Below are 25441 nucleotides of genomic sequence, written 5' to 3' on the forward strand. Positions count from 1 at the left end.
GTAAAACTTATCTCAGCAGCACTTAATTCTTTTTGGGGCTGTCCTAGATAACTAGTTCAGTTCCTGTTTAACCCATTGTTTTAGCTGGTGTAATTGACGTTTTGGATCACTGTAGTTAAAACGCCACTCACATTCCTTCAAAAACAGATGGAAATGCTCTTTTGGGATGCCATTATATTTGCGCATATGACGCTTGGCTTGGCTCCAAAAGTTCTCTATTCCGTTGATATGGTTTCTGTCTTGTGCAAACTCTTTTGAATGATTGATACGGTAATGGGTAAACTCACTGACATCAAGGGCATTGTAACTTTTGAATGAGTCAGTATAAACGATGCTATCAGGCTTTACTTTTTCTCTTATAATAGGGATTAAGGTATCGGCTCTGGCATTAGGGATGAGACAAGCATAGACGCTGCCATTGCGCTTAAGCAGTCCAAACACAGGCACTTTATTACCAGCACCGCGACCACGTTTGCCTTTGCGTCTACCGCCAAAGTAGCTCTCATCAACTTCTATTTCGCCTTCTAGAAGACCAGGTTCCTGACTATTTTCATAAATCAGTAGTCTTAGCCTGTGAAAGTAATAGCTAGCTGTTGTTTTATTAACACCCACTAAGCTTGCTGCTGTTCTTGCGGTAGAACCGGCAATAAATAGTTCAATGAGTCTGGTTTGTTTGTACCAACTTAATCTGCTCTTTCTCATATGACTATCCTAGATTATTTTACTTATCTAGGACAGCCCCTTCTTTTTAAATTTAATCAACTATAGTTAATTAAAATCACAATTGTATCTATAAGCAAACGCTTTATAATGATCTTCTCATTTAATCTTATGTGGAATAGCTAAAATGACTCGTGCAAATAAAAATACGACAGTGTCTAATCACGAGCCCATTCAGCTTGAAGGTGTCATACTCATAGCAGGCATCATGTTTTTTGCTGCTCTAGCCACAGTTATCAGTATCTATTTTAATGACTATAAGTTAAACATCAGCTGTGAAAAAAAACGACCTGATGAAATAGCAATCTGCCAAATTGTTAAAGTAAACCTACTTGATCAGAAGACTGTATTATTTGATGACCAACCTATTACTACTGCTAATATATTAGGAGTATTAGTTTTTAACAGAAGTCCTAGCGCAGTTAGTAACAACTTCCAAAAAAAGCTGTGCAAAGCTCAATTATATGGTAGTTATGGAGAAGTAATTTGGAAAACTCAGCATTCTAATGAATGGTGGAAACAAAACTGCTTTGGATATGATGATAGTGGCGCTTTTATAGATTACTTAGAAAATCAAGAAATTGCAGAAAACAGAAAGCTGAATCACAACTACCAACTTGTTATCTATAAACATTGGGATAAGTACTTACTAAGCTTTCTAGGTTGGGCAGTGGTTTGCTCAATTATCCTTATTATATATTGCCATATAAGGTTGGGAATAGAACTCCGTAAAATGAGTCAAACTTGAGCTAGATTTAATATACATAGATTATATGAGTTATAAAGACTGGTTCTTCATGTTTTTAGCATTCTTTTTCATATGTTACCAAAACTATTTTTACTTTGTTGGAAAATGCCATGCCACAAAAAAACTGCGTCATTCTCATCCATGGTCTGCACCAAACCGCTTGGATCATGCGACCACTGGCCAAACGCTTGCAAGCAGCAGGATTTGACACTCATCAATTTGGCTATCGTAGTATGCGTGACGGTATTCAAACCAATAGTGCCCGCCTAAATAACTGGCTAGAAAACCATCATCACCCTGACCAACCGATAGATTTGGTCGGTCATAGTTTGGGCGGTCTGATTATTCGTGATTTTGTCACTGCATATCCGCAGTGGCAGGTAGGACGCTGCGTGACACTTGGGACACCGCATGTAGGCAGTGTATGTGCTGACTACATTTGGCGCTTAACCCCAGCTGTGGTAGGGCGCTCATACATCGATGCCTTAGATGGCAGCGTAGCGCCTTTACCGGAGCATATCACCTTAGGCGTGATTGCGGGTAATCGTCCTTATGGCCTAGGACAGTTGTTTTTGCAATACCATAATCGCAAACTGCGTAAGACAAATAACATGCCATCAGTAGAACATCTACTACACGATGGCACAGTATATGTAGCAGAAACCAAAATAGAGGCTGCCACGGATCATATAGTTTTACCAGTTTCGCATACTGGGATGCTGGTCGATAAAACAGTAGCCGCGCAAACCAAATACTTTCTACAACATGGACAGTTCGAACATAACAAACTTACGTCTTGAGAAAAGCATCACCTTTTATCAATGATAAAAGATGATGGCTTATCGAACATTGATACCCATACCCTGCTGCAACTCAATTTTATGTTTTTTGATGACTGGAATCAGTGTGTTCATGACCCAGTCATTCCGCCAGCCTTTTAAGCCCTCTGGCAACTCGCTTAATTCCTTATCAAAAGCAATTACTTCATACAATTGCCCTAGCCACTTCTTACGCATCAATACATTATCAGGTACGCCAATAGCTCTTGCGTGATCATCGATCGCTTGCTGCACTGCTTTTGACAGTACTTTATTTTTTGAGCGATACGGCGGTAATAGGCAATCAGGATATTCAGCAGGGTGCAGGTTTTTTGCTTGATTTATCACTTTTAGCAGCTCTTCGCCGTATAAGCGCAACATACTGCGATGCATCGTGGTTTTGTGCGCAAGCTCTCGCATATTGCTTGGTTTTTCAGTGATGATCTCGCGTACTGCTTGTTTTTTAATCACAAACGTACGTGGCTGATTGGTCGAACGTGCCAGCTCCTCGCGCCACGTCGCAACTGCTTGCAGTATCGCCATCTGCTGTGAAGTATAACGATAATCTGCCATTGTTAGGTACATTGCGCTGTCTTCAACATGCTGAGCATCATACAAATCACTGGCATAAAGCTGGCAATCTGCCCATACATAATCGTACAAACCTTGCTTTTTTAACGCATATTCAAGACTTAAATAGAGTGCTGGCAAAAAGCGTACGTCATCAATCGCATATTGCTCTTGCTCATCTGATAATGGACGTTGCAGCCAGTCCGACTGGCTTTGTTCTTTATCAATGTGCATGTCTAGCTGGTCGTCAAGCGCTTGCTGATAGCCCATTTGCAATTGACCCGTTAAGTAAGACAACGCAATTTGCGTATCAAATATATTGGTCAATGGCGGACAACCAGAGAGTAGATAAAAAATTCCTAAATCCTCACCACAGGCATGCCAAATCGCTACATCAACTTTGGCCAGTGCATGCCACAGTTCGGTCAGTTGCAACTGCGGGGCATCTAATAGATAAATATGATTGCCGGTATTCAGCTGCACCAATGCCAAGCGCGGATAGTAAGTATCACGTTTGATAAACTCAGTATCTAACGCCACCCGACCACAAGTTGCCAATGCATCGATCACTTCAGCCATACCATTTTGCGAACGCACCCACGTGACAGCAGCTTCGTCGGCACTATCTAGCAGTGCCTCAATATCTGGCTCTGAAGGTATAGCTGATTCTATTTTAGAATTGATTGATGGTGCTAATAAATCATCAGAAACAGCAATGTTAATGTTGTCTACAAGGTTTGATTGGATGGCAGCAGTTGAAGCTGTTGGAGCATGGTTGGACACGGGCAGATACCTGCATAAATAGGAAAAAATAAAACGCTAAAGGGCGTCTCGATAAAAGTAAATAATAAAATACTAGTGAATCAATTATAACAATTTCATAAAATAAAATGGAAAAGACTTGGTCCTTATAAAAAGATGCTATAAAAATGAACGATTTTGCATCGCTTGTCCAAGGGTCATGCTATCAAGATATTCAAGCTCGCCGCCCATTGGTACACCTTGTGCCAAACGTGTGACCTTATTAACATGACGACTAACCGCTGCACTGATAAAGTGCGCGGTGGTCTGCCCTTCGACAGTCGTACCAGTCGCCAATATCAACTCTTCAACAGGCTCTTGCTTGACCCGCCAGACCAGTTGTTCAATATTCAGATCATCAGCGCTAATGCCATCAATCGGTGATAAATGACCACCTAACACAAAGTAGCGGCCACGGTAGCCTGCGGTTTGTTCGATAGCCATCACGTCTGCTGCGGTCTCAACCACACATAGCAAGGCATCATCACGGCGCGGATCTTGGCACAGCGGACAGATTTGATCATCACTGAAGCTATGGCAGCGTTGGCATTCGACGATATCACGCATCGCCTCATCAAGCGCTTGAGCAAGTGCCATGCCTTGTGGACGTTTTTTGGTGAGCAAATGCAGTGCCATACGTTGGGCACTTTTTTGACCCACACCCGGCAAAATACGCAGCTGTTTAACCAGCTGATCAAATTTGGCTGTCAGCAAAGCATCTTCCTTTATTTAACTTAATTTATAAATCGTAGCTATGAAAATGGGGTCGTATCGTGTCGATAACAACCCCATTTTTGCCTTCAGTATGAAGTATTTAATGCTTAGAACATACCTTGCATACCAGGTGGTAGACCCATACCTGATGTCGCGCCAGCCATGGTTTCTTCGTATAACGCATCTGCTTGACGAACGGCGTCATTGATAGCAGCAGCGATAAGATCTTCGATCATATCTGGCTCATCCTCTAGCAAGCTTGGATCGATGGTTAAACGCTTAACCACATGGCGACCCGTCATGGTAACTTTTACCAGACCACTGCCCGCTTCAGCTTGTACTTCTTTATTCGCCAGCTCTTTTTTAGCGTTTTCAACGTTTGCTTCGACTTTCTTTTGCATCGTTTGTGCTTGTTGCATTAATGCTTGAATATTCATAGTTACCTCTTTTGTTTTTTAATCATAAATGATTGATATTTTACTAGGGCGTGTCCTCAATTCAATTGATCATATCTAACCGGGCTAAAAATGGCTAAATTTTGCCAAACATCGTTAAATAGCTGGTTAATATCCCGATATTATCTGCGCTATTTTCCTCGTTTGACGGCAATTTATCTCATTTTTATCACCATTTTTGAAATAAGGACACGCCCTAATATAAAGTGCTAACCGCGATTATACCGTTATCTTTACAAACTGTCTAAACCACGCGCCAAATCTTTGATGATATCTTCTACATCTTCTAAGCCTACTGACAAACGAATAAGACCATCTTTGACGCCCGCTTCTGCGCGCTCTTTTGCACTCAAGCGAAAATGAGTGGTGGTTGCAGGATGAGTAATCGTCGTTTTAGCATCACCTAAATTATTAGTGATAGAGACCATTTGGGTCGAGTCAATCACATGCCAAGCGGCAGCTTTTGAATCAGTGCTGTCAGAAGCCTTTACCTCAAAACCCATGATAGCACCATAGCCACCTGTCATATGATGTTGACGCGTCGCAAGCTCATGAGCGGGATGATCACTCAAACCTGAGAAATGTACGGCACTAACATTGGGATGATTAACCAAAAACTCTGCCACTTGATTGGCATTTTGACAATGCGCTTGCATACGTAGTTTCAGCGTCTCTAACCCTTTGGTAAAGACCCAAGCATTAAACGGACTCATACTGATACCGCCTGAGCGTACCACGGTAAACGCCTCTTGCATCAGCTTATCACTGCCGACCAATGCGCCGCCGAGTACTCGCCCCTGACCGTCTAGATACTTAGTGGCAGAATGAATCACCACATCGGCACCCAAATCAAGCGGACGCTGCAAAGCTGGAGTGGCAAAGCAATTATCAACGACCAATAAGATACCATTGGCTTTACACAGCTGGCTTAAAAAGCCAATATCACAAATCTGTCCCAATGGATTGCTAGGGCTTTCGCAATAAATGACTTTGGTGTTTGGTTGAACGGCGTTTGCCCACGCCTCATTATCGAAGCAATCAACGTAGCTGACTTCCACACCGAACTTTGCCATATAATTATTAAATAGACCAATCGATGAGCCAAATAATTGATTGGCAGCAAGCAAATGATCGCCCGCTTTCAGATATGCCAAGCACATGGTCAAAATCGCGCCCATGCCAGAGGCTGTCGCCACTGCGCGCTCACCGTTTTCAAGCGCTGCCAAACGACGCTCAAAGGTACGCACACTTGGATTGGTATGGCGTGAGTACACGTTGCCCGTCTTGTCTCCATTAAAATGTGCCGCGGCATCTGCCGCTGAGGTATACACGTACGAGCTGGTAGTAAAGATAGCCTCTGAGTGCTCACCCTCATCGGTACGATGTTGCCCTGCCCGTACAGCAATGGTTTGCATACCATAATCGAGATCTAAATTGAGCGCGTCACTGCGCCAGTTTGGATCTAATTTATCTACATTTTTATCATCATGGGCTTGCGACTGACTCATAAATATTCCGTTGCTTTGATTGGTATTTTGATTGATATAAAATGACTGCTTATTCTTCTGATTATCGACCGAATGCATCAGCGTTATCATATCATGTCAACTTATTCCACACAGCTGGTTTCAAGCGATGGCTAAATATTATTTTTGAATACACATCTATCTCTTTCTCAACAACAGATGAAAGAGAGACGATAAGTAAATAATGACTGAATAAGTCGCTGAATCTAACAAAAATAACGTATTTATAATAGGCATAGATGACCACAGCTGATAAGCTTAGCGGCGATTTAATTTTTGCCTTGGGCGATATTGTTATACGCTTCGTAATCAGTGCTATCATCGGTAAAATAAACGATGCACTAGCGCATGTCCTTCATTCAATTGATAGTCTTTTTAATGGACTAAAAATGAGGACATGCCTTCACGCTTACTTTCTAACAAATACTTCTTTATGTAAGGCTCACTAAGGTAATTCATTTATGTCGATGTTCAGTATAGAACCAAGCAACTTATCGTTGAGTCTAACACTCGGACTAACCTTAGGTCTTAGTGGATGTCAGGTTTTGCCAAAACAGCCACACTTACCTGAGAGCCAAGCATTATCAGCACGAGTACATGACTTATATCAGCAAGAAGACAATCAAGAAACTGGACAAAGTGACACAGTAGCAACCAATGACGTTGATTTGGTAGCATCGATTAGCGAGCAGAATGATATTCACCCAGATTTATCTGGCTATCACCCCATTGTAACTGGTGCCAATGCTTTTGCTTCTCGCAGCATATTAACGGACATGTCCACACGTAATATCGATGCGCAGTATTATATTTGGCATAATGACCAAGCTGGTCAGCTACTATTGAAAGATCTGTGGGAAGCGGCTGAACGCGGCATCATTGTACGCTTACTATTAGATGATTTTAATAATGATGCCACTTTCGATCAGCATTTATTACGTTTTTCCAGTCATCCGAATATCGCGGTACGAATCATCAATCCGCTGATGCACCGTAAGTTTCAAACATTAAACTACGTCACAGGTCTGCCACGTATCAATCGCCGCATGCATAATAAAAGCATGACTTTTGATAAGCAGATTACCATCATTGGGGGACGTAATATTGGCAATGAATATTTAAGCAATGACCAAAATAGTCAATTTGCGGATTTGGATGTTTTACTCATCGGTAAAGTCGTCGCAGATATTGACAACAGTTTTTCAAGCTATTGGTCGTCGCCTTTGTCATTTGACATCGAAACGCTAGTGAAGCCTGATAACAATACAGCGCCTGATTTCCTAGCGGCACTGGACAAGCTCGGTCAGGATGAAAAAGGTAGCGACAATCATTTGACGGTGTATAAAGAAGCGCTAGAAGAGTCAACGATAGACAGTGACTTGGTCAACAAACGCGTGCCTTTTCGCTGGACAGATATGCAGTTTTTGAGTGATGATGTGGGCAAGCTAACTAAAACGGTACCAGCAGATACCAATTTGGTGCATCAATTGCGTACCTTATTAGGCAGCCCAACCAAAAAGCTAACCATCATTTCTTCTTATTTTGTACCCACCAAAGATGGTGTCAATACTTTAGTGCAATTGGCTGAAGCTGGTATCGAGATTAAGATTTTGACCAATTCATTTGATGCGACCGACGTGACTGCTGTGCATTCTGGCTATAGTCAATGGCGACCTAATTTGCTGCGCGCTGGTGTCAAAATCTACGAGCTAAAATCCACCGCCTCTGAGGAAAAACGCGAAAATAAGCTTTGGAAAGCTCGTAGCCAATCCTCAACCAGTTTACATGCAAAAACGTTTGCCGTTGATGACTATCAAGTATTCATTGGCTCCTATAATGTCGACCCTCGCTCTGCCAATATCAATACAGAAATGGGTGTGATCATCAATGATGATGAGCTGGCAAAACAATTGCATGGTGCGCTAAGCGATGACCTGCTAAACCAAGCTTATGAAGTCAAACTATCAGATAATGGTAAGCTACAGTGGCATACTATGGAAGACGATAAAAAAGTGGTTTACGATTCAGAGCCACGCGTCGATATCAGCGATCATGTCTGGCTGACTATCATGTCATGGCTACCTATTGATTGGTTGCTATAGCTGCCACCATCAAAAGCACTCTAAAACCTAGTCATATTTAAATAATAACAGCGTTATCGAGTGATTCTTTGACCCAATTTTTTTAGTTTGAATACTTTTTAATTTGAGTGCTATTCATTCAAGTGCTTTTAACTCCGATGCCTATTGCTCAATAACTGTTAGCTCAAACGTCTTTATTTTTTCGGCAAATCATTATTTCTCATATTGATTTGTCGTTTTTTATTATAGCCGGTTATCCAGATAATAATCGGCTTAACGAATACTATTATATGTGGATGCGCGACCTATTATGCCTTCTCGTTCTCAATATGCAATGATGTCTTCTAAAGACAGAAACACCGTACTGTTTATCTGCTTTAGCAGCGCAGTCGCGTTTTTTGATTTTTTGATTTACTTATATCTAGCAGATATCGTCGCCGCGGCTTTTTTCCCTGCCAATATTGACCCAGCTATTACAAAGGTGCAAGGGCTCGGTCTATTTGCAATTGGCTATTTGGCACGCCCACTTGGCGGCATCATCTTTGGTCGTTATGGTGATATTAAAGGTCGAAAACCCATACTGTTGATTAGTATATTAGTGACGGCGGCCAGCTTGTTGGCGATGGCATGCTTACCGACCTATGGGCAATGGGGGCTGATTGCACCAACCTTATTTATAGTCTTGAGGCTGATACAAGGCATGGCATTTGGTCTTTATGTGCCACTCGCTTGGGTTTTTGTGGCAGAGCATGTACCGCGCCAATACTCGTCAGTATCTTGTAGCTATGTCACCGCCAGTTTTTATGTAGGCGTGCTGTTTTCTAATGCCTTTTTTCTTTGGTTAACCAATTCTATGACGACTGAGCAATTGGCTAATTACGGCTGGCGCTTGCCATTTTTCATCGCGGCTATTCTGAGTTTATTGCCATTATTGGCGTGGCGATGGATAGATGAGTCACCCTTTTTTCTAGAAATGAAAAACTCAAAGCCGAGCGATTATGTTGCCAAACCCTTCAATTTACTCTTTAAGCATTGCAAACATTCGCTATTTATCGGCATGGTTCTCACGCTTATTGTTTCTAGCATCACGACCGTTGTTGTGCTATTGCTACCCGATTTGATTGAATTACGTTTTACCTTAGACAGCGATTTATTTGGATTCTCACACAGTCTGGGTATTGTGTTCATGGTTTTTGGTTGTATTTTTTATGGGATAATATCCAACCACCAAAACTTCGGTAAGATTCTGACGGTTGGCTCTATTCTTTTGATCGCTCAGATGTTTGCCTTTTTCTACCATCTGCAAGCCAGCGGTGACTACATCCTCATTATGTATGCGCTTTTAGGCTTTTGTGCTGGCATCGTTGGGATGATACCTGCCATCCTTGTACAGTTATTTCCGACCAATGTACGACTAACAGGAATGGCTTTTTGTTATAATATCGCCTACGGTATTGTTGGAGTACTTGTGCCTTTCGGGCTGGGTTATGCCACTTTGTATGTGAGCTTCTCACCAGCGCTCTACATTGCATTTATCGGTTTTATCGGCATAATAATGGGTATTTATTTTTATAATTTGCCTGAATTTAAAAAAATCGACCACATTATTTAGCTAGTAGCTGCCTATTATCTGCATAACGATTGAAATTAAAAAATTAAGGTGCAATCGTATGTCTCATACATTGCACCTTGTTCATTTATTTAAGACACCAATATTATAAAATATTAAGGCTCAAAACCATGGTTGATATGACCAACAAACGACTCTCAGTCGCACCCATGATCGACTGGACAACGACGGATTATCGTTATTTTGCTCGGCTTTTTAATCCGCATGTTTATTTGTACACCGAGATGATCAGTACGGGCGCGCTGATACATGGCAATCGAGCACGGCATCTGCGCTTTGATACGCTTGAGCATCCGCTTGTACTACAGCTGGGCGGCGCAGATATTAGCGAGATGACGCAATGTGCTGAATTTGCGCAGCAGCATGGTTATGATGAGGTCAATATCAATGTTGGTTGTCCCTCTGATCGCGTACAGCATAATAAAATAGGTGCGTGTTTGATGGCGGAGCCTAATACGGTCGCTGATTTGGTCAAACACATGCAAGCGGCAGTCGATATCCCAGTGACCGTGAAGCATCGTATTGGTATCGATGATTTTGACAGTTATGAGTTTATGGTTGATTTTGTAGAAAAAGTGGCAGCAGCGGGTTGCACACGCTTTATTGTCCATGCACGTACTGCATGGCTACAGGGGCTTAGCCCCAAGCAAAATCGCGAGATACCACCACTACGTTATGAGGATGTCTATCGTCTCAAACAAGACTTTCCACAGCTTGATATCGAGATTAATGGCGGCATCGATACTGTTAAAGATATCGAAGCACATTTGCAGCATGTGGATGGCGTGATGATTGGTCGCGCGTTTTATCACAACCCTTACCTATTAGCAGAAACCAATAGCTTATGGAACGAACCAGCACCTAAGCGCTCAGATATTTTAGTGCAGCTTTATCCGTATATGGAGGCGCAGATTGCTAAAGGTGAAGCACTGCCAACGATGACAAGACATTATTTAGGGCTGTTTCAAGGACTGACGGGTGCGCGCAAATGGCGACAGGCGTTAAGTGGCAAACCTCAGCTAACAATCGATGATATTAAACGGGCAGCGGATGAGGTGTTACTACTAAATCCTGATACTTAAGAAAATTCATCATTATGATGACAGCTATAAAAGTGTAATAATAACGCCGAAATAGCCATTGTTTATTTAGGCGATTTGCGCAATATATTGCCACATCGCCGCCCCATTATTCACGATATGCAATAATATCGGCAGTAACAGCGAGCCTGACTTGATACGCGCGTAGCAAAATATCAATGCCAGTACCACAATGGTACTGATTTCATAAATACCATACTGCACATGGATCACCGCAAATATCAAGCTGGTCACGACACTTGCTACGATCGCCCCTCGATGCTTTGAATAAGTTGACGAGGTAAATTGCTCTGCGATCGCTGACCATAATAGACCACGAAATATCAGCTCTTCATAGATTGGCGCGACAATGACCATTGCAAACATCAACAGCCATACTGAGCTGACAGACTGATATAAAGGATCGACGAAGAGCAATGGCGATTTATCAAGAAAATAAGTCAATGCCTGACTGCCAATCATAAATATCAACAGCAGCCCAAGCAATCCCATACCCACCGCAAATGAGAACGGCTTTAACGCTAAATACTGACGACTATCACCACCTCTTATACGAATAACCAAGAGACTAATAGCAACCAGTAGCACGCAGCCTATCATAATAGAGAGGCTGACCACAGTGCCATCGTTGCTGCCGAAAAAGAAAATATCAGCCATGGTTGAATTTTTAGCAGCCGGTAATACCAGCTTGCCAGCGATATACACGCCTAGCAGCTGACTGATAAAAAATGCCATTAGCATGCCAACAGTCAGTAGAAACACACCCAATCGTGAAAATAGCGGCGTGCGCTTAGGCGGCGTATTAAGATTGTGCGAACCAGTAGCATTTTTTAGCATAAAGTCATTACTCAAACGGATATTTTGTCAGCTCGCATTAACATAAGCAATAATGAGCATAAATAGTCATCAGCGATTATGTTGGTAGTTGCTGCTCAATCAATGATAATACTTGCTGAGAGACCGACTCTGGATACTCAAGTGGAAACATATGACCACCGGCATGGGTCTCATAAGGAATATTCAAACGCGACTTTATTTGTTGCGGAAATCGGCGTTTTAAAAAGATACTGTCTTGACCGATAATCAAAGTAACAGGCGGCTTTGGTCCATGATTTGGTGCCAGCCAATACCAAGATGGATTGGTGCGAAAGACAGCGACCTCACTGGCTTTCGGAATCGCCAATGTCACTTTGCCATCCGCACGTTCGTGTAGCCCATGCTCGATATAGCCTTGAAAACTACGTTCATCAAAGTTTTTGAAAAAACCTTTGTGCCGCATCTTATCATACGCATCTGCGCGGCTCTCCCAGACATCACGGCGATGCTTAGACACGCCAGCTGGTGACAATTTATCCATCAGGCGGTTATTCATCATCGGCAATCTATCCGCCGTCTTTGCCAAATGCCATAGCAAACTCACTTTGCCATAAATCCAAGGTGGATCCATGAGTACCGCTTGGGCAAAGTACTGCGGCGCACGATACAATGCCTGCAAGGTACACATCGCACCCAGCGAATGACCCACTGCCACTACTTGCGACACACCATGCTTCTCACAGGTATTTTTGACACTATCAATAATCTGCTGTGTAAGGCTGCGCCAATGGTCATCGACTGGATAATCAGGCGTTGCACCCAGCATGGCAATATATTCAATGGTAAAAAATTCTGCTAACTTCTCAAAAAATGGTTGATAAACCGCACTTGGCATCCCATTAGCATGAGCAAAATGCAGGACAGGTTTGTTGGTTATTGTAGAGACAGGTAAAGCAGTAAAAGTTGGCAAATTAATTTCATCACTCATGATAAGCTCTCTTCGATTTAAGTCGCTATTTAGGGTGTTTTTTATAATCATTGAATCTCATATACAATTGAGGCTGAGCATAATCATACGCTCAGCCTCAACAACCATACACAGTAAATCTCAAACATAAAACGCTTAACGCATCTGCGCATTGCCTTCTTCTTGCGGTAAAACATCAAGGCTGACACTAGAGCCAATGCCCGCACCCAATTTAACAGCAAAGCGGTCCATGAATAATTGGAACGGATCTGTTGGGCTATAATTGATGACATTATCCAGCTCTAACTGCTTTTCTAAGCTAGCGATGCTGCCTTTCTTATCGGCTAAGCCAAGTTCAATAGACTGCTCGCCTGTCCAGAATAATCCTGAGAACAGCTTATTTTGTTCAGGATTTTTGAGACGATCACCGCGACCTTCTTTCACTGCATTAATGAAATGCTTGTGAGTGTTGTCCAATACTTTTTCGACATGTTTTTCTTCATAATCCGTTAACGGACGTGACAAACTTAAGATGTCTTTGTATTCACCAGCAGTAATCGTACGATCTTCTACGCCGACTTTATCCAACAAACCTTTGATGTTATAGCTTGGCATAATCACGCCGATAGAGCCAACCAAACTTGATGGGTTCACATAAATCTCATCCGCCGCAGAAGCAATATAATATGCGCCAGAAGCACCCATATCACCAATCACTGCATAGAGTTTTTTGTCTGGATATTCTTTACGCAAATCCATCATAGTCTGCCAAATCTCATCAGACTGTACTGGTGAGCCACCAGGTGAATTGATATCCAATGCTACCGCCTTTGAATTGCTATTTTCAAAAGCACGGGTCAATGCCTCATTGACATCATAAGCGTTGGCCACATCGCCACTACTAATGACACCTTGTAGCTCAACCACGGCTAGATGCGGCTTGCTCGTGTCGACACCATCTAGACCCGTTGGCGCGCTGCTGCTGCAACTACGACCAAGCGTCAGAAATATCAGTAAAATATAACCAAAGGTCAATAGTTTAAAAAAGATACTCCAGCGACGGGCGCGGCGTTGCTCGACCACACTAGCCAATAAAGTGTTTTCAAGCAATCGCCATTCTTGTCCACTCGGCTGGCTTGGCGGCGACATCGGTACTGGCTGATTTGCCGAATTGTCAGGACGTTTGTTAGGGTCTGGTGGCCAGTTGGGCATATAACTTCCTAAGTCAGAAACAGTCTAAAGCAATAAAAAGAGAAGATAGAAATACAGTCAGTAATAAGGAGCTGCTTCTCACTCCAAATACGGTCACAGTCATCTATATTCATAGGCTGCTAAGTATGGTGGTATTTCAATCATGGTTCAATAGTATAACTGGGAAATATCACTATATTGTAACATTGATTAGATAAGCAATATTTTTATGGCGTCGTATTGGTAGTATCTACTGCCGGATTGAGAGACAACGTTGCTTCTGGCATTTTGCCATCATAAGTGATCATTTCATTGATGGTTTGACGACTTATCACCTCAGCAGTTATCTGTGATGTGCTATGTCCTAGCCATGTCACATTACGAAAAGTGCGTGGTTGCTCAGGTGGTTCAACTGGACATAACAATGTCCACATTTGCCAAATGCGCTGATGAGTATCTGCATTTAATATCAGACGTGCCCGAGGCATATTGGCTTGATGAGTCGGTGGCTGGCTACTTGATGTGAGTGTCTGCGCAGTGGCAGGTATTGATTTGAGTGGATCAGCCGCATTATATTTTAATACCCTTATGGGCAAGCTGGCATCTATAGCCACCGTACAATCCCAAACACTCGGACTGTCTATGTTGCTCCACCCTGTCAATGCTTGTATGGACAAACCACCATTGCCCAACTGCCACGTTTTGCCTTGTTCACAACGTTGCACACTAATATTCGTAATGTCCTTGGATTGGCTAGTGACTTTATAGGCTTGCTGAAATGCAGACCAATGATCAGAGCGCCCTGCTTGCCAATACTGACTAATAGGTAAACGCTGATTAAGCTGAAAAACCGTCAAAGGCAACAGCTCAGAAGCACTAGCATTAGAAGCTAAATACGTCTTATCAGTAGTAAGCGTATCCGTCAATCCAGCACTACTACTCTGCACGACTATACCTTCTAGTGTATCAACTGACAAGCTACCCAGCTGCTGCGCCAATGTCATCGACAGCTTATTCGCCTTTAGATTACTTGGCATCGTTCGTGCGGCATTGGGTCTGTGGTCAGATAAAAATAGCCAGCTGATGTTTGTCTTATGCGTATTTGTTGTGGATGACTGCTCATTATTGACAACAGGATACTGCAACAAAGCAGCGCTTATATAGGGATCACCCGTTGGTAAGATATACAAGGTCGATATCGTCGTTAGTGATTGCTGATTGGCATATACCGTCATCATTAATAAGGTTAGCGGCGGCAGTGCCAGCCAACGACTGATAAATCCTCGTGGTAGTAGCCATGGCAACATACTTAATAGTACCATCAGCAATATGGCGACATTCACAGGAGTATAAAGCCACGCTTCTGACAATGCTGGTAATGAAGTTAACCACGTTATCAGTTCATGCAATTTCGCGACAATGGCGCTAACGAGCAGCCAAATCCTATCAGCAATAGCAGGTGATAAAAGATAGCAAAGCCCTGCCAACAGATTAAGCGGCACAATCACCCAACCAAATAAACCGATAGCAAACAGATTGATGACAAGACCCCACAGCGACGCCTTGCCAAATAATAACAATGTAATAGGTAATAAAGTAATAAATAGCCAAAATTGTAATTTGAATACACGTTTGCCTATTATCCAAACACGCTTGAATGCAGTATTTACTACACTGGCATTATGAGCAGATGCCGTTTTTGATATGACAGCTGATTGCGTATATGATGCATCATCATATTTAAGGAGTAATGCCACTGCGATAAAAGATAGCCAGTACCCTGCCTGCCATAATACGTAGGGATCAAGCCATGCCATCAACACTGCCAAGGCAAACAACACCCGCATCGTACTAACCGGCAATAATGTCAAACGTACCAAACCTATCGCGAATAACATCCATGCGGTACGAGCAGCGGGTACATCAAAACCAGTAAATAACGCATAAATAAAAGCAGCAGCGATCATCGCCCACCAGCGCACTTGCCAACGCGGTACATAACGATAAATCCTTGGCCATAACCGATCAAAAAGCAACACAGCCGCACCCGCCAGCATAATCGCTAAAAACAATACATGAGTGCCAGAGATAGCCAGCAAATGTGAAATACCAGCCAGTTGATACAAGTCCTTGGTATCGTGATTGATTAAACTGCGATCACCTGTGAGCAAACTTAAAGTGACCGCTTTTGCCTGTTGCGCTGCTGTGGTCTTTGTCGACCAATCTTGATAAAAATGCTGGCGTAATTGCCAACGTCCTTGGTTGATATAAGTCTGAAAACGCTGCAGATATGAAGAAGAGGCAAACGCTGGCTTTGATACCTCAGTATTGGTGACATTTGATGTGCCAACGGTCAATATATTAGCGACTCCATCAATATGACGACCTCGCAGCCAGCGATAACTGTCAAAACCAGATGGATTGCTCAACGCTTGCTCAGAGGTCGCCAGTGGTGCAAGCGCTAAACTCATAAACAGCTGATCGCCAGGTTGTAAGTAATTTAAGCGGTCAAACGGATTGCTGTCCAAATTTTTCTTGGATGATTGTTTTGATGGTTTTTTTGGATAAGCGTTGAGCAATACACGGTACGTGACATTCTTACCGTTATTGTTATTTGAGTTATTTTCATACAATTTATTATTGCTTAGGCTATTATTTTCATCTATTAGAAAGTTACTGGTCATGGCATCTAAATCTTTAACCGCCAACGCCGACATCAAGGGTGATATATCACTAATGACAGCAACTTGTCGATAGCCACTGTCCGTGGCGACGTCATAAACGCTGTCACTTATTCCTTCGATGGTGACTAATGCTTGTACACGCATTGGCTCAGTGATTTCTGTTAATTCTGCTTGCTGATGGCTAATCAGGGCTTGCAGCGCACTGCCAATGATTAATCCAATTGCCAATACAGCAACTAAAACATGAGTCAAAATACGAAAGAAGAGTTTAGATTTATGTGAAGTATTATATGAAGGATTACGTGAAGAGATACCAGCAGTATGTTGCGATAAATGGCTGGGTTTTGCAGAAGGTACATTAAACTGGGCAATGACAATCAGGATAATAGCAAAAATAATGAGCGAAAAAGATAAGGTGGGAGTATTCAATATATCCATTAACGATGAACTAGTGGATATCGCCATACTATCTGCGACTGCCAAAACGCCCATCATGGCGATAATAATCAAGCTACCAATCAACCAGTACACCAGCGCTCCTTGCTTGATGAGGTGAATATTAGTTTTTGCCTAAATAAAGCCATTTATTATGATAAATAGCCACTTAATATGACGAAAATGTACCGGAATGCTAAAACACAGATTGATACTTAAACCAGCAACAACAACTGATACGTCATGCAATAGCATTTATATAACTATTACCCTATACTGACTGACATATTGCGATGATGATAATCTAACATCATTATCCTCTATATTCTCAGCTGTACACTTTATGAATAATATTACTTTATAGCAGACCATCAATGCGATTGAGCGGACTGTAGCTAACGATTACAAAAGGCGATCCTGTGCCCCAAAAACGTCTGAAAGACCTGCTTCCTACGCCAGAGAAAATCTTAGAAAGTCGCACCTTAAAACTGTTCGCACCGCATTTGGCTGATCCACGATTATGGCACTTTAATCGACATAGCTTAAATAAAGCGGTCTATATCGGGGTGCTTAGTGCATTTTTCCCATTGCCAGGGCAAATGCTACTGGCTCTAGTTGGCTCATTAATTTTCCGTGCCAATGTTCCCATGGCACTCGGTTTGACTTGGATTACCAATCCACTCACGAGCTTGCCCATCTTTTATGCAGGCTATTATATCGGTGCCAAAATCCTTGACGTACCGATGATTAGTCTGCGGCTTATCGGCAGGATGATTGCTGATTTTAGCTTATGGGCACTGTCAGATGGTGCAAATCCATTTATTACCTATCGCGGCACGGTATCGATTGCTGCTTTTTGCATAGGCTTGACGATCTTAGCGATTGTGACCAGCATCGTTTGTGGACTGGCATTTAAGGCGGTTTGGCGCTATAAAACCGTCGTGAGCTGGCAAAAGCGTCAGCAAGAACCTTCTGATAAACCGCCTAAAATCTAATATATGCGGCTGTTATCAAGTCATGGTAACCCTAACGTAGCGAACCACCCTTTACTACTAGCCATTCGCTAACGATAGCAATCTAGATCACCATCTACCCTCGATTATTCTATGCTATGTCTCGATATCACCTTAGCTGGCTATGACCTAAAAAACAAAAACCATTTTCTTTGTTGGTACCCATCATTCTGCTTCTTTATTCTTTTCTATGGCCGCAAGGATGTTGTCCGTAAGGCTAGTGTCCATCACGAAAACTTCAACCACTTTTTCATCTTTAAGCAATGTATAACGTTTGCCCGTTGCACTGTCTTGAGCTTTTAGATCATAATCAACGCCAGCCAAAGTAATGGCATCAAAAACGGGTGTTAATAGATCTATTTGTGCCTGTTTATCAATTGTCTCGAATAACGTCGCATCCATATAGGGTTTTAAAGGTTCATTGCCTTCTTCGGCACTGCCAAAAGCAGCGATTGGGTCATCATCTCTATCCATCATAACAATCCTTCTTCAATCAATTGGCGGCATTTTGCAGCCCCATTTTGCGTTTATTTTTATTAAAAACTTCGTGTCTATTGAGCATAATCTTGTTGTTCTAGGGTATATCCTCATTTAATAATGGTGATAAAAGCGAGACAAATTGCCGTTAAACAAGAGAAATAACACAGATTATAGTGATATTAATCAGCAGTTCATTTCAACGACGTTTGACAAATTTTAGCCCATATAGATATCCATTGACTTAAATCAGGACACACCCTACTACTGAGCAACCATAACCATTTACGCTATTACAAATAAAGCGTTAAAAAATGCAGTGTTAAAAAACAGCTAATACTGCTCCCAATGACCATTACGTAGCAATAACTGACGATCCGCCAGCGCCGCGAGATTGCGATCATGTGTCACCATTAATAGTGCCGTCTGCATCGTATTTTGCAGCTCTGATAATAATCCAAACACGCTTTGCGCATTGTCATAGTCCAAATTACCCGTTGGCTCATCTGCCAAAATAAGCGATGGCTTCGTAACCAAAGCACGGGCAATAGCCACACGCTGGCGCTCGCCGCCCGATAGCTCACCAGGTCTATGCGCCAGACGATGCTCAAGTCCGACACTTTCTAGTATCGCAATTGCTTGCTCTCTTGCTGAAGTCGTTGAGACCTCTGGTCGCATCAATAACGGCATTGCAACGTTTTCAATGGCAGTAAATTCGGCTAATAAATGATGAAACTGATAAATAAACCCCAAATGCTTGTTACGCATGGCACCGCGCTCAGTTTCATTCATGCTATTTAACAATTGACCATGTAGCCAGACCTCACCGCTGGTTGGCGTATCAAGACCACCAAGCAAGTGTAGCAAAGTGCTCTTGCCTGAACCACTGGTGCCAACGATGGCGATGCGCTCGCCAGCATGGACGGTCAAATCCAAGCCAGTCAGTACTTGCGTACTAACCGCCCCTTCATCATATATCTTGTTGATATTTTTCGCCTCTAAAATGGCAGACATGGCTTTTCCTTTATTCTATTTATACTGGTATTGATGCTTTATTCAGCGCTACAAACAATTTATCAGCCTAAACTTGCATTAAAATTAATTTTACCAAACAAGCATTGGTAATAACCTAAACTGTATATAAAAACTTAAGCGGCATATAAAATCATTTATTCATAACGCAACGTCTGTGCTGGCTGAATCTTAGCCGCTCGGCGTGCTGGATAAATGGTTGCCAAAAAGCTCAGTACGAAAGACGCACCTGTAATCAATACCACATCTAGTACACGCAACTCTGATGGTAAATAATTAACAAAATACGCATCAAACAAGTTCAAATTAAAGACTTGATTAATAAAGCCTAAAATATCACTCACTGTAAGCGCAAATATCACGCCCAGTATCGTACCAGCAATCGTACCAATCACACCGATGACCACGCCTTGCACCATAAACACTTGGGTAATCAAACGAGGGGATGCACCAAAAGTTTTTAGAATCGCAATGTCCGCTTTTTTGTCGGTAACGAGCATCACTAGGCTGGAAACAATATTAAAAGCAGCCACTAGGATAATTAAAAATAGCAGCAAGCCGACCATGGCTTTTTCCATTTGAATCGCACCAAATAGGTTGCCATGTGTTTGTGTCCAATCATTAGGATACAACTGCTGAGGGGCAATAGCGGCGGCTTTTTCTGCTGCCATCGGAGCGGTAAAGATGTCATTGAGCTTCATACGCACACCCTGCGCGCCATCTGGCAGACGCAACAGTTTTGCCGCATCACCCATCGGGATAAATGCCATGAGGCTATCCACTTCTGGACGGATGGTAAAAATACCTGTCAAGGTAAAGCGCTTGAATCGTGGTATCACGCCAGCTGGTGAAGGCGATGCCTCTGGCAGCACTAGCGTCACTTTATCACCCAGTTGTAGCCCTAGAGACTGTACCATCTCTTCACCTAGCACAATATTGAACTCACCACTTTGTAAAGTATCAATACTGCCTTGAACCATATGTTCATTGATAATAGAGACATCTTTTTCGTATTCAGGATCGACACCAGTGACCATAATCCCTGCAACCTGACCGTTTGACGTCAACATCCCTTGCAGTTGAATAAAGGGCGCTACAGCTGCCACTTCAGGATCTTCTTTAATTTTATCAGCCAATTGTTTCCAATCACTGATAATCTCGGTGGATACGACCGTTGCTTGCGGGACCATACCTAAAATACGGGTTTTTAACTCCCGATCAAAACCATTCATGACTGATAGCACCGTGATCAATACGGCAACCCCAAGAGTCAAACCAATCATCGAGATAAGCGAGATAAAGGAGATAAAACCATTACTACGCTCTGCTCGGGTGTATCGTAAGCCGATAAACAACGCTAAAGGACGAAACATATTCAAACTCTTTATCTTATCTACGTGCGACTTTATATATACTATACAACGAGCAACAGCAAATGCATCTCACACCTGCACTTGCCATAGTCACATATAAATCGAACACAAAAACAGGGTTTCAGACGAGCCAAAGACAGCCGTCAAAAGGGAGCTAGTTTGACACAATTTGGCTGATATGTGCCAGTCATTAGCAAAAACTGGGCGTATTTTTTAATAAAAAACTGGCTTTTGTTACTATTTTTTATGAGGGGCTTGCTATTACTTGCGTCAATACCTATATATTGTATGCTAAGGACAATTGTCATTAACCATTCATTGTGGTTTGTTGACCCTTTACTGATGACAACGTTGCCAACTATCATAAATCTATCGTGTTAAATAGAGCATTATGATAGCCAGCGATAGCCGTTTCAGGTCCAAACCTCACGCTGACTAATTTTGAGTATCTTCATGACCATTAATTATCAATATAAAAACGTCCAATCTCCCACCAAAATCACCATGACTGATGAACAATCTGCAGGTCACGCCGATCATTGGCGTATTCTGACCGATGACATGAGTCATGACGTGCCAGAATGGCTACAAAAAATGATCGAAAAGGCGGCCATGCCTAAAGGCCTCAATAGCAATGTCAGCGCTCAAGACAGCTGCCTATTGCTGTCTGAAAACCAGCCTTGTCATATCAATCAAGTATTGGCCATGAAAAATGGCAAGCCTGAATGCTTTATCAATGCTTATCCTTGTGTCGATAGCCCATATGGACTCAATTGTAAGATTGAGCGTATCATTGCCAATGACAACTCACACGATGCTGTATTACGCTTGCGTACCGCTGATGGCAGTATTATTTACGCCTTTGACCAGCTCTACACCACCAATCGCCATTTATATCAGCGAGACACGTCTTACTTTGTGAACTTTAGCGCTTGGGCACATGAGATTAAGCTAAGTGAGCAAAACGAAGTCATCATGGTTGAAGATCAAGAAGCGATCCGCTACCACCGTGCATTTAACGACATCGTTGCCGCCAATGATGGAAAAATACCCGATGATCTGCAAGAGCAAATCAAAGAATGGAAACCAGAGACCAAAGCACAAATGGCACCAGTTGAGATCAACTTGGGTCACATGTGTGCCTATCTATTCGGTGATACTTTGGGACAAGAAGATGAAGCATGGTGCCAAGGTCAGGTGCTCGGCAAGCAAGAAACAACATTTAATGATAAATCCATTATGCTGTTTGATGAAGTGATACTACGCGAACAAGATGCCGATTCTTTCGTGATTCGTATCGGTGCGCTCAACACGCCAGAGACGGCTTTTATTAAAGTGCATGACTACGTACAAGCGAACGTCTGGCTACAAGCTGCCATCTATAAAGAAAACCAGCAAAGTGCAGCGCAGCGATCAAAAGCCAGTTAACTACTTTACGAGTCATCCGCTACTTTTAAGAATGACCATTAAATGTATCATCAAATAAAAAGCCCCTAATAAGCATTAGGGGCTTTTTGTCTTCTTACAATCGTCGGGATAAAACCCTGCGAATATAGAATTAAGCCATGGTCGTCATTGATTTGATACGAGTATATAGCTCTTTTTGTTCAGCACTTGGGCGTGCCGTTTGTACTGCCATCAGTTGTGACATATCGCCTTCAACACGAATTTTACCACCCATAAAAGCACCCATAATTTCATTGGTATCGAAATCAGTGATAATGGATTGCAAGATACTGCGGTCAAGCAACAAGGTAGTTGTCGCGGCGTCGTTCAAGCCGCGATGCAATAAACCGTTTGCAAAGTTTGCTTCGATGTCTTGCTCAGTATCAGAGACTTTTAGGTTGACGATCATATTCGCCAGTGCTGGCGGCAAATTTAGCTCGCCTGCCTCATTACCCATTTGCTCAACTTGCTCAAACCACTCATCTGTCAAAAAAACTGCCATATTATTGTCCTTAATTGGTGTTATTTCAGGCTACCGTTGTTTGGCTCACTCGCCTGACTGGATATCAAGTGATAAAATAGTTGCTCATAATAGCAGTATAAAAACTGCTATCATCACTTATATTTAGCCTCATTATAAGGGTCGACTTGATGATAAGTAAAACTTATTTAGAGTGCTTATGCGGCCATTGTTACAAAAATACTGCTGGTCATGATATCTAAGCGCAGTAATTACTGTCCCTCTATCACCAAAATGTATTCCTAGAATCGTGATAAAATTGGGTATAAAATAGACAAATTGCACAGCTATAATAAGTTGCTTGCTAAGATTTTTACCAAAGAGTTTGTATTTTGCCGCATAGTTCTGATGATATTTGATTAGGATTGCGTTACAATACCCTTAAACAGAGTCGGGAGTTTTAACTAAACATTACGCAAACATGTTTTTTTGTCAGCCGCCGCTAGCATACGTCTATGGTCAGTACATTTTTATGGCCCTATGGATATTGGTATCTATCTTCATTAGTACAGCATTTTTGGTAATAATTAAGATAAATACTTCACCTCTTTAGATGTTTGATGCTCAAAAACGGCGCACCTTCTTATTCACCTTAATGATTTATTAACAATCCTACTATCGACCAGCTGTGAGTGTCGTGGGTTTAAAACGCCTTTATGCCTCAATACCAGCTGATATAACGAAAGCTTAGATTGATAGTTAGTAATACTATGGTGATAAGCGAGCCAAAAAACAGCATGTGCCGCGATTCTATTTTTATCTGACTATTACTTTTATGATGCAGATAGCGCGGAGAGTTAGTTAATTCTGTTGATAATTCGGGCTGTAAAGGAATCATCCAATGAGTTTACAAAACACAGCAGTCGCCCCAGTTGACCGTGAGTACGAAATTACTATCGTAAGATTCTTTACGATAATGGCCGTGGTATGGGGCATCGTCGGCATGAGTATTGGTGTGTTCATTGCTTCACAGTTAGCATGGCCATCACTTAACTTTGACATTCCATGGCTGACATTTAGTCGTTTAAGACCGCTACATACCAATGCGGTCATTTTTGCGTTCGGTGGCTCTGCCCTGTTCGCAACGTCTTACTATATTGTTCAGCGTACCTGTAAGACAAGGTTATTTGCGCCTTATTTAGCTTGGTTTACCTTTTGGGGTTGGCAAGCCGTTATCGTATCAGCGGTTATTACCCTACCTTTAGGTTTAACATCGACCAAGGAATACGCTGAGCTTGAGTGGCCAATCGATATTTTGATTGCCTTGGTATGGATCTCTTATGCCATTGTTTTCTTCGGTACGCTCATCAAACGTAAAACTTCACATATTTATGTGGCTAACTGGTTCTTTGCAGCCTTTATTATTACGATTGCATTACTGCATATCGTAAACAGCATGGCGATTCCTGTTAGCGCATTTAAGTCTTACTCGTTATTTGGCGGTGCGACCGATGCAATGGTGCAGTGGTGGTACGGACATAACGCGGTAGGTTTTTATCTAACGGCAGCTTTCTTAGGAATGATGTATTACTTCGTTCCAGTACAGATTGGTCGTCCTATTTATTCTTACCGTTTGTCTATCGTTCACTTTTGGGCGCTTATTGCGTCATATATGTGGGCTGGTGGTCACCATTTGCATTATTCAGCGCTTCCAGATTGGACGCAGTCTCTAGCAATGGTATTCTCAATCATCCTGTTTGCGCCATCTTGGGGTGGTATGATTAACGGTGTACTAACACTATCAGGTAGTTGGGATAAGCTGCGTACCGATCCGATCATTCGCTTTATGATTGTGGCATTGTCGTTTTATGCGATGTCGACCTTTGAAGGTCCAATGATGTCGATTAAGACAGTGAATGCGTTATCGCATAATACAGATTGGACAGTCGGTCACGTACACTCAGGTGCACTTGGTTGGGTAGGTATGATTACCATTGGTTCGCTATATGTACTGTTACCACGTATCTATAACAAACCTAAGATGTATTCTATCAGCTTAATCACCACGCATTTTTGGTTGGCGACAGCGGGTACTATTTTCTATATCGTATCTATCTGGATTTCAGGTATTGGCCAAGGCATGATGTGGCTGGCTACTAATCCAGACGGTACATTGGTATATAGCTTCGTTGATACAGTTGAGTTCTCACATTTCCCATATATTGGTCGTGCTTTTGGTGGCTTCTTGTATGTATCGGGTATGTTTGTGATGGCATATAACGTTTATAAAACACTTAAAATGCCAGAAGGTAAGCCTGTCGATATCGCAGATCCTACTGATCATGAACCTAGTGTTGATAAACCTTCAGCAGCTAACGTATAAG

At 42.3% G+C, this 25441-nt stretch carries 21 protein-coding genes; 8 read left to right on the forward strand and 13 right to left on the reverse strand.

Annotated features, from left to right (window positions below; all coding sequences use genetic code 11):
* Window positions 1-51 precede the first annotated feature (51 nt).
* On the reverse strand, window positions 52-702 hold the full coding sequence (locus JMV76_RS08195; protein ID WP_201502308.1) for an IS1595 family transposase: 651 nt from the start codon (window positions 700-702) through the stop codon (window positions 52-54).
* Window positions 703-847: 145 nt separating this feature from the next.
* Between JMV76_RS08195 and JMV76_RS08200 the strand changes: the two genes are divergently transcribed.
* Window positions 848-1468 (forward strand): hypothetical protein, encoded by a 621-nt coding sequence (locus JMV76_RS08200; RefSeq protein WP_060491436.1) that lies wholly within the window; start codon window positions 848-850, stop codon window positions 1466-1468.
* Between the two features lie 110 nt (window positions 1469-1578).
* The gene (locus JMV76_RS08205; RefSeq protein ID WP_201502309.1) at window positions 1579-2268 is read left to right on the forward strand and encodes an esterase/lipase family protein; all 690 of its coding nucleotides are present in this window, start codon (window positions 1579-1581) and stop codon (window positions 2266-2268) included.
* 39 nt (window positions 2269-2307) lie between these two features.
* Here the strand turns inward: JMV76_RS08205 and JMV76_RS08210 are convergent, their stop codons facing one another.
* From JMV76_RS08210 to JMV76_RS08225, 4 genes are all read right to left on the reverse strand, one after another.
* Window positions 2308-3639: a ribonuclease D gene (locus JMV76_RS08210; protein ID WP_201502310.1), complete on the reverse strand. Its 1332-nt coding sequence runs from the start codon at window positions 3637-3639 to the stop codon at window positions 2308-2310.
* 138 nt (window positions 3640-3777) lie between these two features.
* Window positions 3778-4371, reverse strand: a complete 594-nt coding sequence (recR, locus tag JMV76_RS08215) for a recombination mediator RecR (RefSeq protein WP_045451374.1) — start codon at window positions 4369-4371, stop codon at window positions 3778-3780.
* A 107-nt stretch (window positions 4372-4478) separates the two neighbouring features.
* Window positions 4479-4808, reverse strand: a complete 330-nt coding sequence (locus JMV76_RS08220; protein ID WP_045445429.1) for a YbaB/EbfC family nucleoid-associated protein — start codon at window positions 4806-4808, stop codon at window positions 4479-4481.
* A gap of 251 nt (window positions 4809-5059) precedes the next feature.
* On the reverse strand, window positions 5060-6334 hold the full coding sequence (locus JMV76_RS08225; protein ID WP_201502424.1) for an O-succinylhomoserine sulfhydrylase: 1275 nt from the start codon (window positions 6332-6334) through the stop codon (window positions 5060-5062).
* Between the two features lie 479 nt (window positions 6335-6813).
* Between JMV76_RS08225 and JMV76_RS08230 the strand changes: the two genes are divergently transcribed.
* From JMV76_RS08230 to dusA, 3 genes are all read left to right on the forward strand, one after another.
* A complete protein-coding gene (locus tag JMV76_RS08230; RefSeq protein ID WP_060491440.1) occupies window positions 6814-8454 on the forward strand; it encodes a phospholipase D family protein in 1641 nt (546 codons plus the stop codon).
* Window positions 8455-8743: 289 nt separating this feature from the next.
* Window positions 8744-10045 carry an MFS transporter gene (locus tag JMV76_RS08235; protein WP_201502311.1) on the forward strand — a complete coding sequence of 434 codons (1302 nt, stop codon included), beginning with the start codon at window positions 8744-8746 and terminating at the stop codon, window positions 10043-10045.
* A gap of 128 nt (window positions 10046-10173) precedes the next feature.
* The gene (gene dusA / locus JMV76_RS08240; protein WP_201502312.1) at window positions 10174-11145 is read left to right on the forward strand and encodes a tRNA dihydrouridine(20/20a) synthase DusA; all 972 of its coding nucleotides are present in this window, start codon (window positions 10174-10176) and stop codon (window positions 11143-11145) included.
* A gap of 66 nt (window positions 11146-11211) precedes the next feature.
* Here the strand turns inward: dusA and JMV76_RS08245 are convergent, their stop codons facing one another.
* The 4 genes from JMV76_RS08245 to JMV76_RS08260 form a co-directional block, all read right to left on the reverse strand.
* Window positions 11212-12000 (reverse strand): CPBP family intramembrane glutamic endopeptidase, encoded by a 789-nt coding sequence (locus tag JMV76_RS08245; RefSeq protein WP_201502313.1) that lies wholly within the window; start codon window positions 11998-12000, stop codon window positions 11212-11214.
* A gap of 76 nt (window positions 12001-12076) precedes the next feature.
* Window positions 12077-12967, reverse strand: a complete 891-nt coding sequence (locus JMV76_RS08250) for an alpha/beta hydrolase (RefSeq protein WP_201502314.1) — start codon at window positions 12965-12967, stop codon at window positions 12077-12079.
* Between the two features lie 135 nt (window positions 12968-13102).
* Entirely contained in the window at window positions 13103-14158 is a 1056-nt protein-coding gene (sppA, locus tag JMV76_RS08255; RefSeq protein ID WP_201502315.1) for a signal peptide peptidase SppA, read from the reverse strand.
* Between the two features lie 206 nt (window positions 14159-14364).
* The gene (locus tag JMV76_RS08260) at window positions 14365-17352 is read right to left on the reverse strand and encodes a ComEC/Rec2 family competence protein (RefSeq protein ID WP_201502316.1); all 2988 of its coding nucleotides are present in this window, start codon (window positions 17350-17352) and stop codon (window positions 14365-14367) included.
* Window positions 17353-17675: 323 nt separating this feature from the next.
* On the opposite strand from JMV76_RS08260, the gene JMV76_RS08265 reads away from it, so the two are divergent.
* Window positions 17676-18251, forward strand: a complete 576-nt coding sequence (locus tag JMV76_RS08265; protein WP_045445416.1) for a DUF2062 domain-containing protein — start codon at window positions 17676-17678, stop codon at window positions 18249-18251.
* Window positions 18252-18434: 183 nt separating this feature from the next.
* Here JMV76_RS08265 and JMV76_RS08270 read toward each other — a convergent pair whose 3' ends face one another.
* The 3 genes from JMV76_RS08270 to JMV76_RS08280 form a co-directional block, all read right to left on the reverse strand.
* Window positions 18435-18746: a hypothetical protein gene (locus tag JMV76_RS08270; protein ID WP_227690222.1), complete on the reverse strand. Its 312-nt coding sequence runs from the start codon at window positions 18744-18746 to the stop codon at window positions 18435-18437.
* Between the two features lie 333 nt (window positions 18747-19079).
* Window positions 19080-19760: a lipoprotein-releasing ABC transporter ATP-binding protein LolD gene (gene lolD, locus JMV76_RS08275; protein WP_045451357.1), complete on the reverse strand. Its 681-nt coding sequence runs from the start codon at window positions 19758-19760 to the stop codon at window positions 19080-19082.
* Window positions 19761-19915: 155 nt separating this feature from the next.
* Window positions 19916-21151, reverse strand: coding sequence for a lipoprotein-releasing ABC transporter permease subunit (locus tag JMV76_RS08280; protein WP_201502317.1), 1236 nt, complete (start codon window positions 21149-21151; stop codon window positions 19916-19918).
* A gap of 453 nt (window positions 21152-21604) precedes the next feature.
* Between JMV76_RS08280 and JMV76_RS08285 the strand changes: the two genes are divergently transcribed.
* The gene (locus JMV76_RS08285; protein WP_201502318.1) at window positions 21605-22579 is read left to right on the forward strand and encodes a hypothetical protein; all 975 of its coding nucleotides are present in this window, start codon (window positions 21605-21607) and stop codon (window positions 22577-22579) included.
* Between the two features lie 130 nt (window positions 22580-22709).
* Here JMV76_RS08285 and JMV76_RS08290 read toward each other — a convergent pair whose 3' ends face one another.
* Window positions 22710-23099 (reverse strand): hypothetical protein, encoded by a 390-nt coding sequence (locus JMV76_RS08290; protein WP_055123882.1) that lies wholly within the window; start codon window positions 23097-23099, stop codon window positions 22710-22712.
* Window positions 23100-23958: 859 nt separating this feature from the next.
* Between JMV76_RS08290 and ccoN the strand changes: the two genes are divergently transcribed.
* Window positions 23959-25440 (forward strand): cytochrome-c oxidase, cbb3-type subunit I, encoded by a 1482-nt coding sequence (ccoN, locus tag JMV76_RS08295; protein WP_201502319.1) that lies wholly within the window; start codon window positions 23959-23961, stop codon window positions 25438-25440.
* Window position 25441 lies beyond the last annotated feature (1 nt).

Source organism: Psychrobacter cibarius (assembly GCF_904845955.1).
Lineage (GTDB): Bacteria > Pseudomonadota > Gammaproteobacteria > Pseudomonadales > Moraxellaceae > Psychrobacter > Psychrobacter cibarius_B.

Bases quoted from the DNA above. Each gene is read 5' to 3' on its own strand.
- JMV76_RS08195 (WP_201502308.1), bottom strand. From the start codon at position 702: ATGAGAAAGAGCAGATTAAGTTGGTACAAACAAACCAGACTCATTGAA.
- JMV76_RS08200 (WP_060491436.1), top strand. From the start codon at position 848: ATGACTCGTGCAAATAAAAATACGACAGTGTCTAATCACGAGCCCATT.
- JMV76_RS08205 (WP_201502309.1), top strand. From the start codon at position 1,579: ATGCCACAAAAAAACTGCGTCATTCTCATCCATGGTCTGCACCAAACC.
- JMV76_RS08220 (WP_045445429.1), bottom strand. From the start codon at position 4,808: ATGAATATTCAAGCATTAATGCAACAAGCACAAACGATGCAAAAGAAA.
- JMV76_RS08225 (WP_201502424.1), bottom strand. From the start codon at position 6,334: ATGAGTCAGTCGCAAGCCCATGATGATAAAAATGTAGATAAATTAGAT.
- JMV76_RS08230 (WP_060491440.1), top strand. From the start codon at position 6,814: ATGTCGATGTTCAGTATAGAACCAAGCAACTTATCGTTGAGTCTAACA.
- JMV76_RS08235 (WP_201502311.1), top strand. From the start codon at position 8,744: ATGCCTTCTCGTTCTCAATATGCAATGATGTCTTCTAAAGACAGAAAC.
- dusA (WP_201502312.1), top strand. From the start codon at position 10,174: ATGGTTGATATGACCAACAAACGACTCTCAGTCGCACCCATGATCGAC.
- JMV76_RS08245 (WP_201502313.1), bottom strand. From the start codon at position 12,000: ATGCTAAAAAATGCTACTGGTTCGCACAATCTTAATACGCCGCCTAAG.
- JMV76_RS08250 (WP_201502314.1), bottom strand. From the start codon at position 12,967: ATGAGTGATGAAATTAATTTGCCAACTTTTACTGCTTTACCTGTCTCT.
- sppA (WP_201502315.1), bottom strand. From the start codon at position 14,158: ATGCCCAACTGGCCACCAGACCCTAACAAACGTCCTGACAATTCGGCA.
- JMV76_RS08270 (WP_227690222.1), bottom strand. From the start codon at position 18,746: ATGATGGATAGAGATGATGACCCAATCGCTGCTTTTGGCAGTGCCGAA.
- lolD (WP_045451357.1), bottom strand. From the start codon at position 19,760: ATGTCTGCCATTTTAGAGGCGAAAAATATCAACAAGATATATGATGAA.
- JMV76_RS08280 (WP_201502317.1), bottom strand. From the start codon at position 21,151: ATGTTTCGTCCTTTAGCGTTGTTTATCGGCTTACGATACACCCGAGCA.
- JMV76_RS08285 (WP_201502318.1), top strand. From the start codon at position 21,605: ATGACCATTAATTATCAATATAAAAACGTCCAATCTCCCACCAAAATC.
- JMV76_RS08290 (WP_055123882.1), bottom strand. From the start codon at position 23,099: ATGGCAGTTTTTTTGACAGATGAGTGGTTTGAGCAAGTTGAGCAAATG.
- ccoN (WP_201502319.1), top strand. From the start codon at position 23,959: ATGAGTTTACAAAACACAGCAGTCGCCCCAGTTGACCGTGAGTACGAA.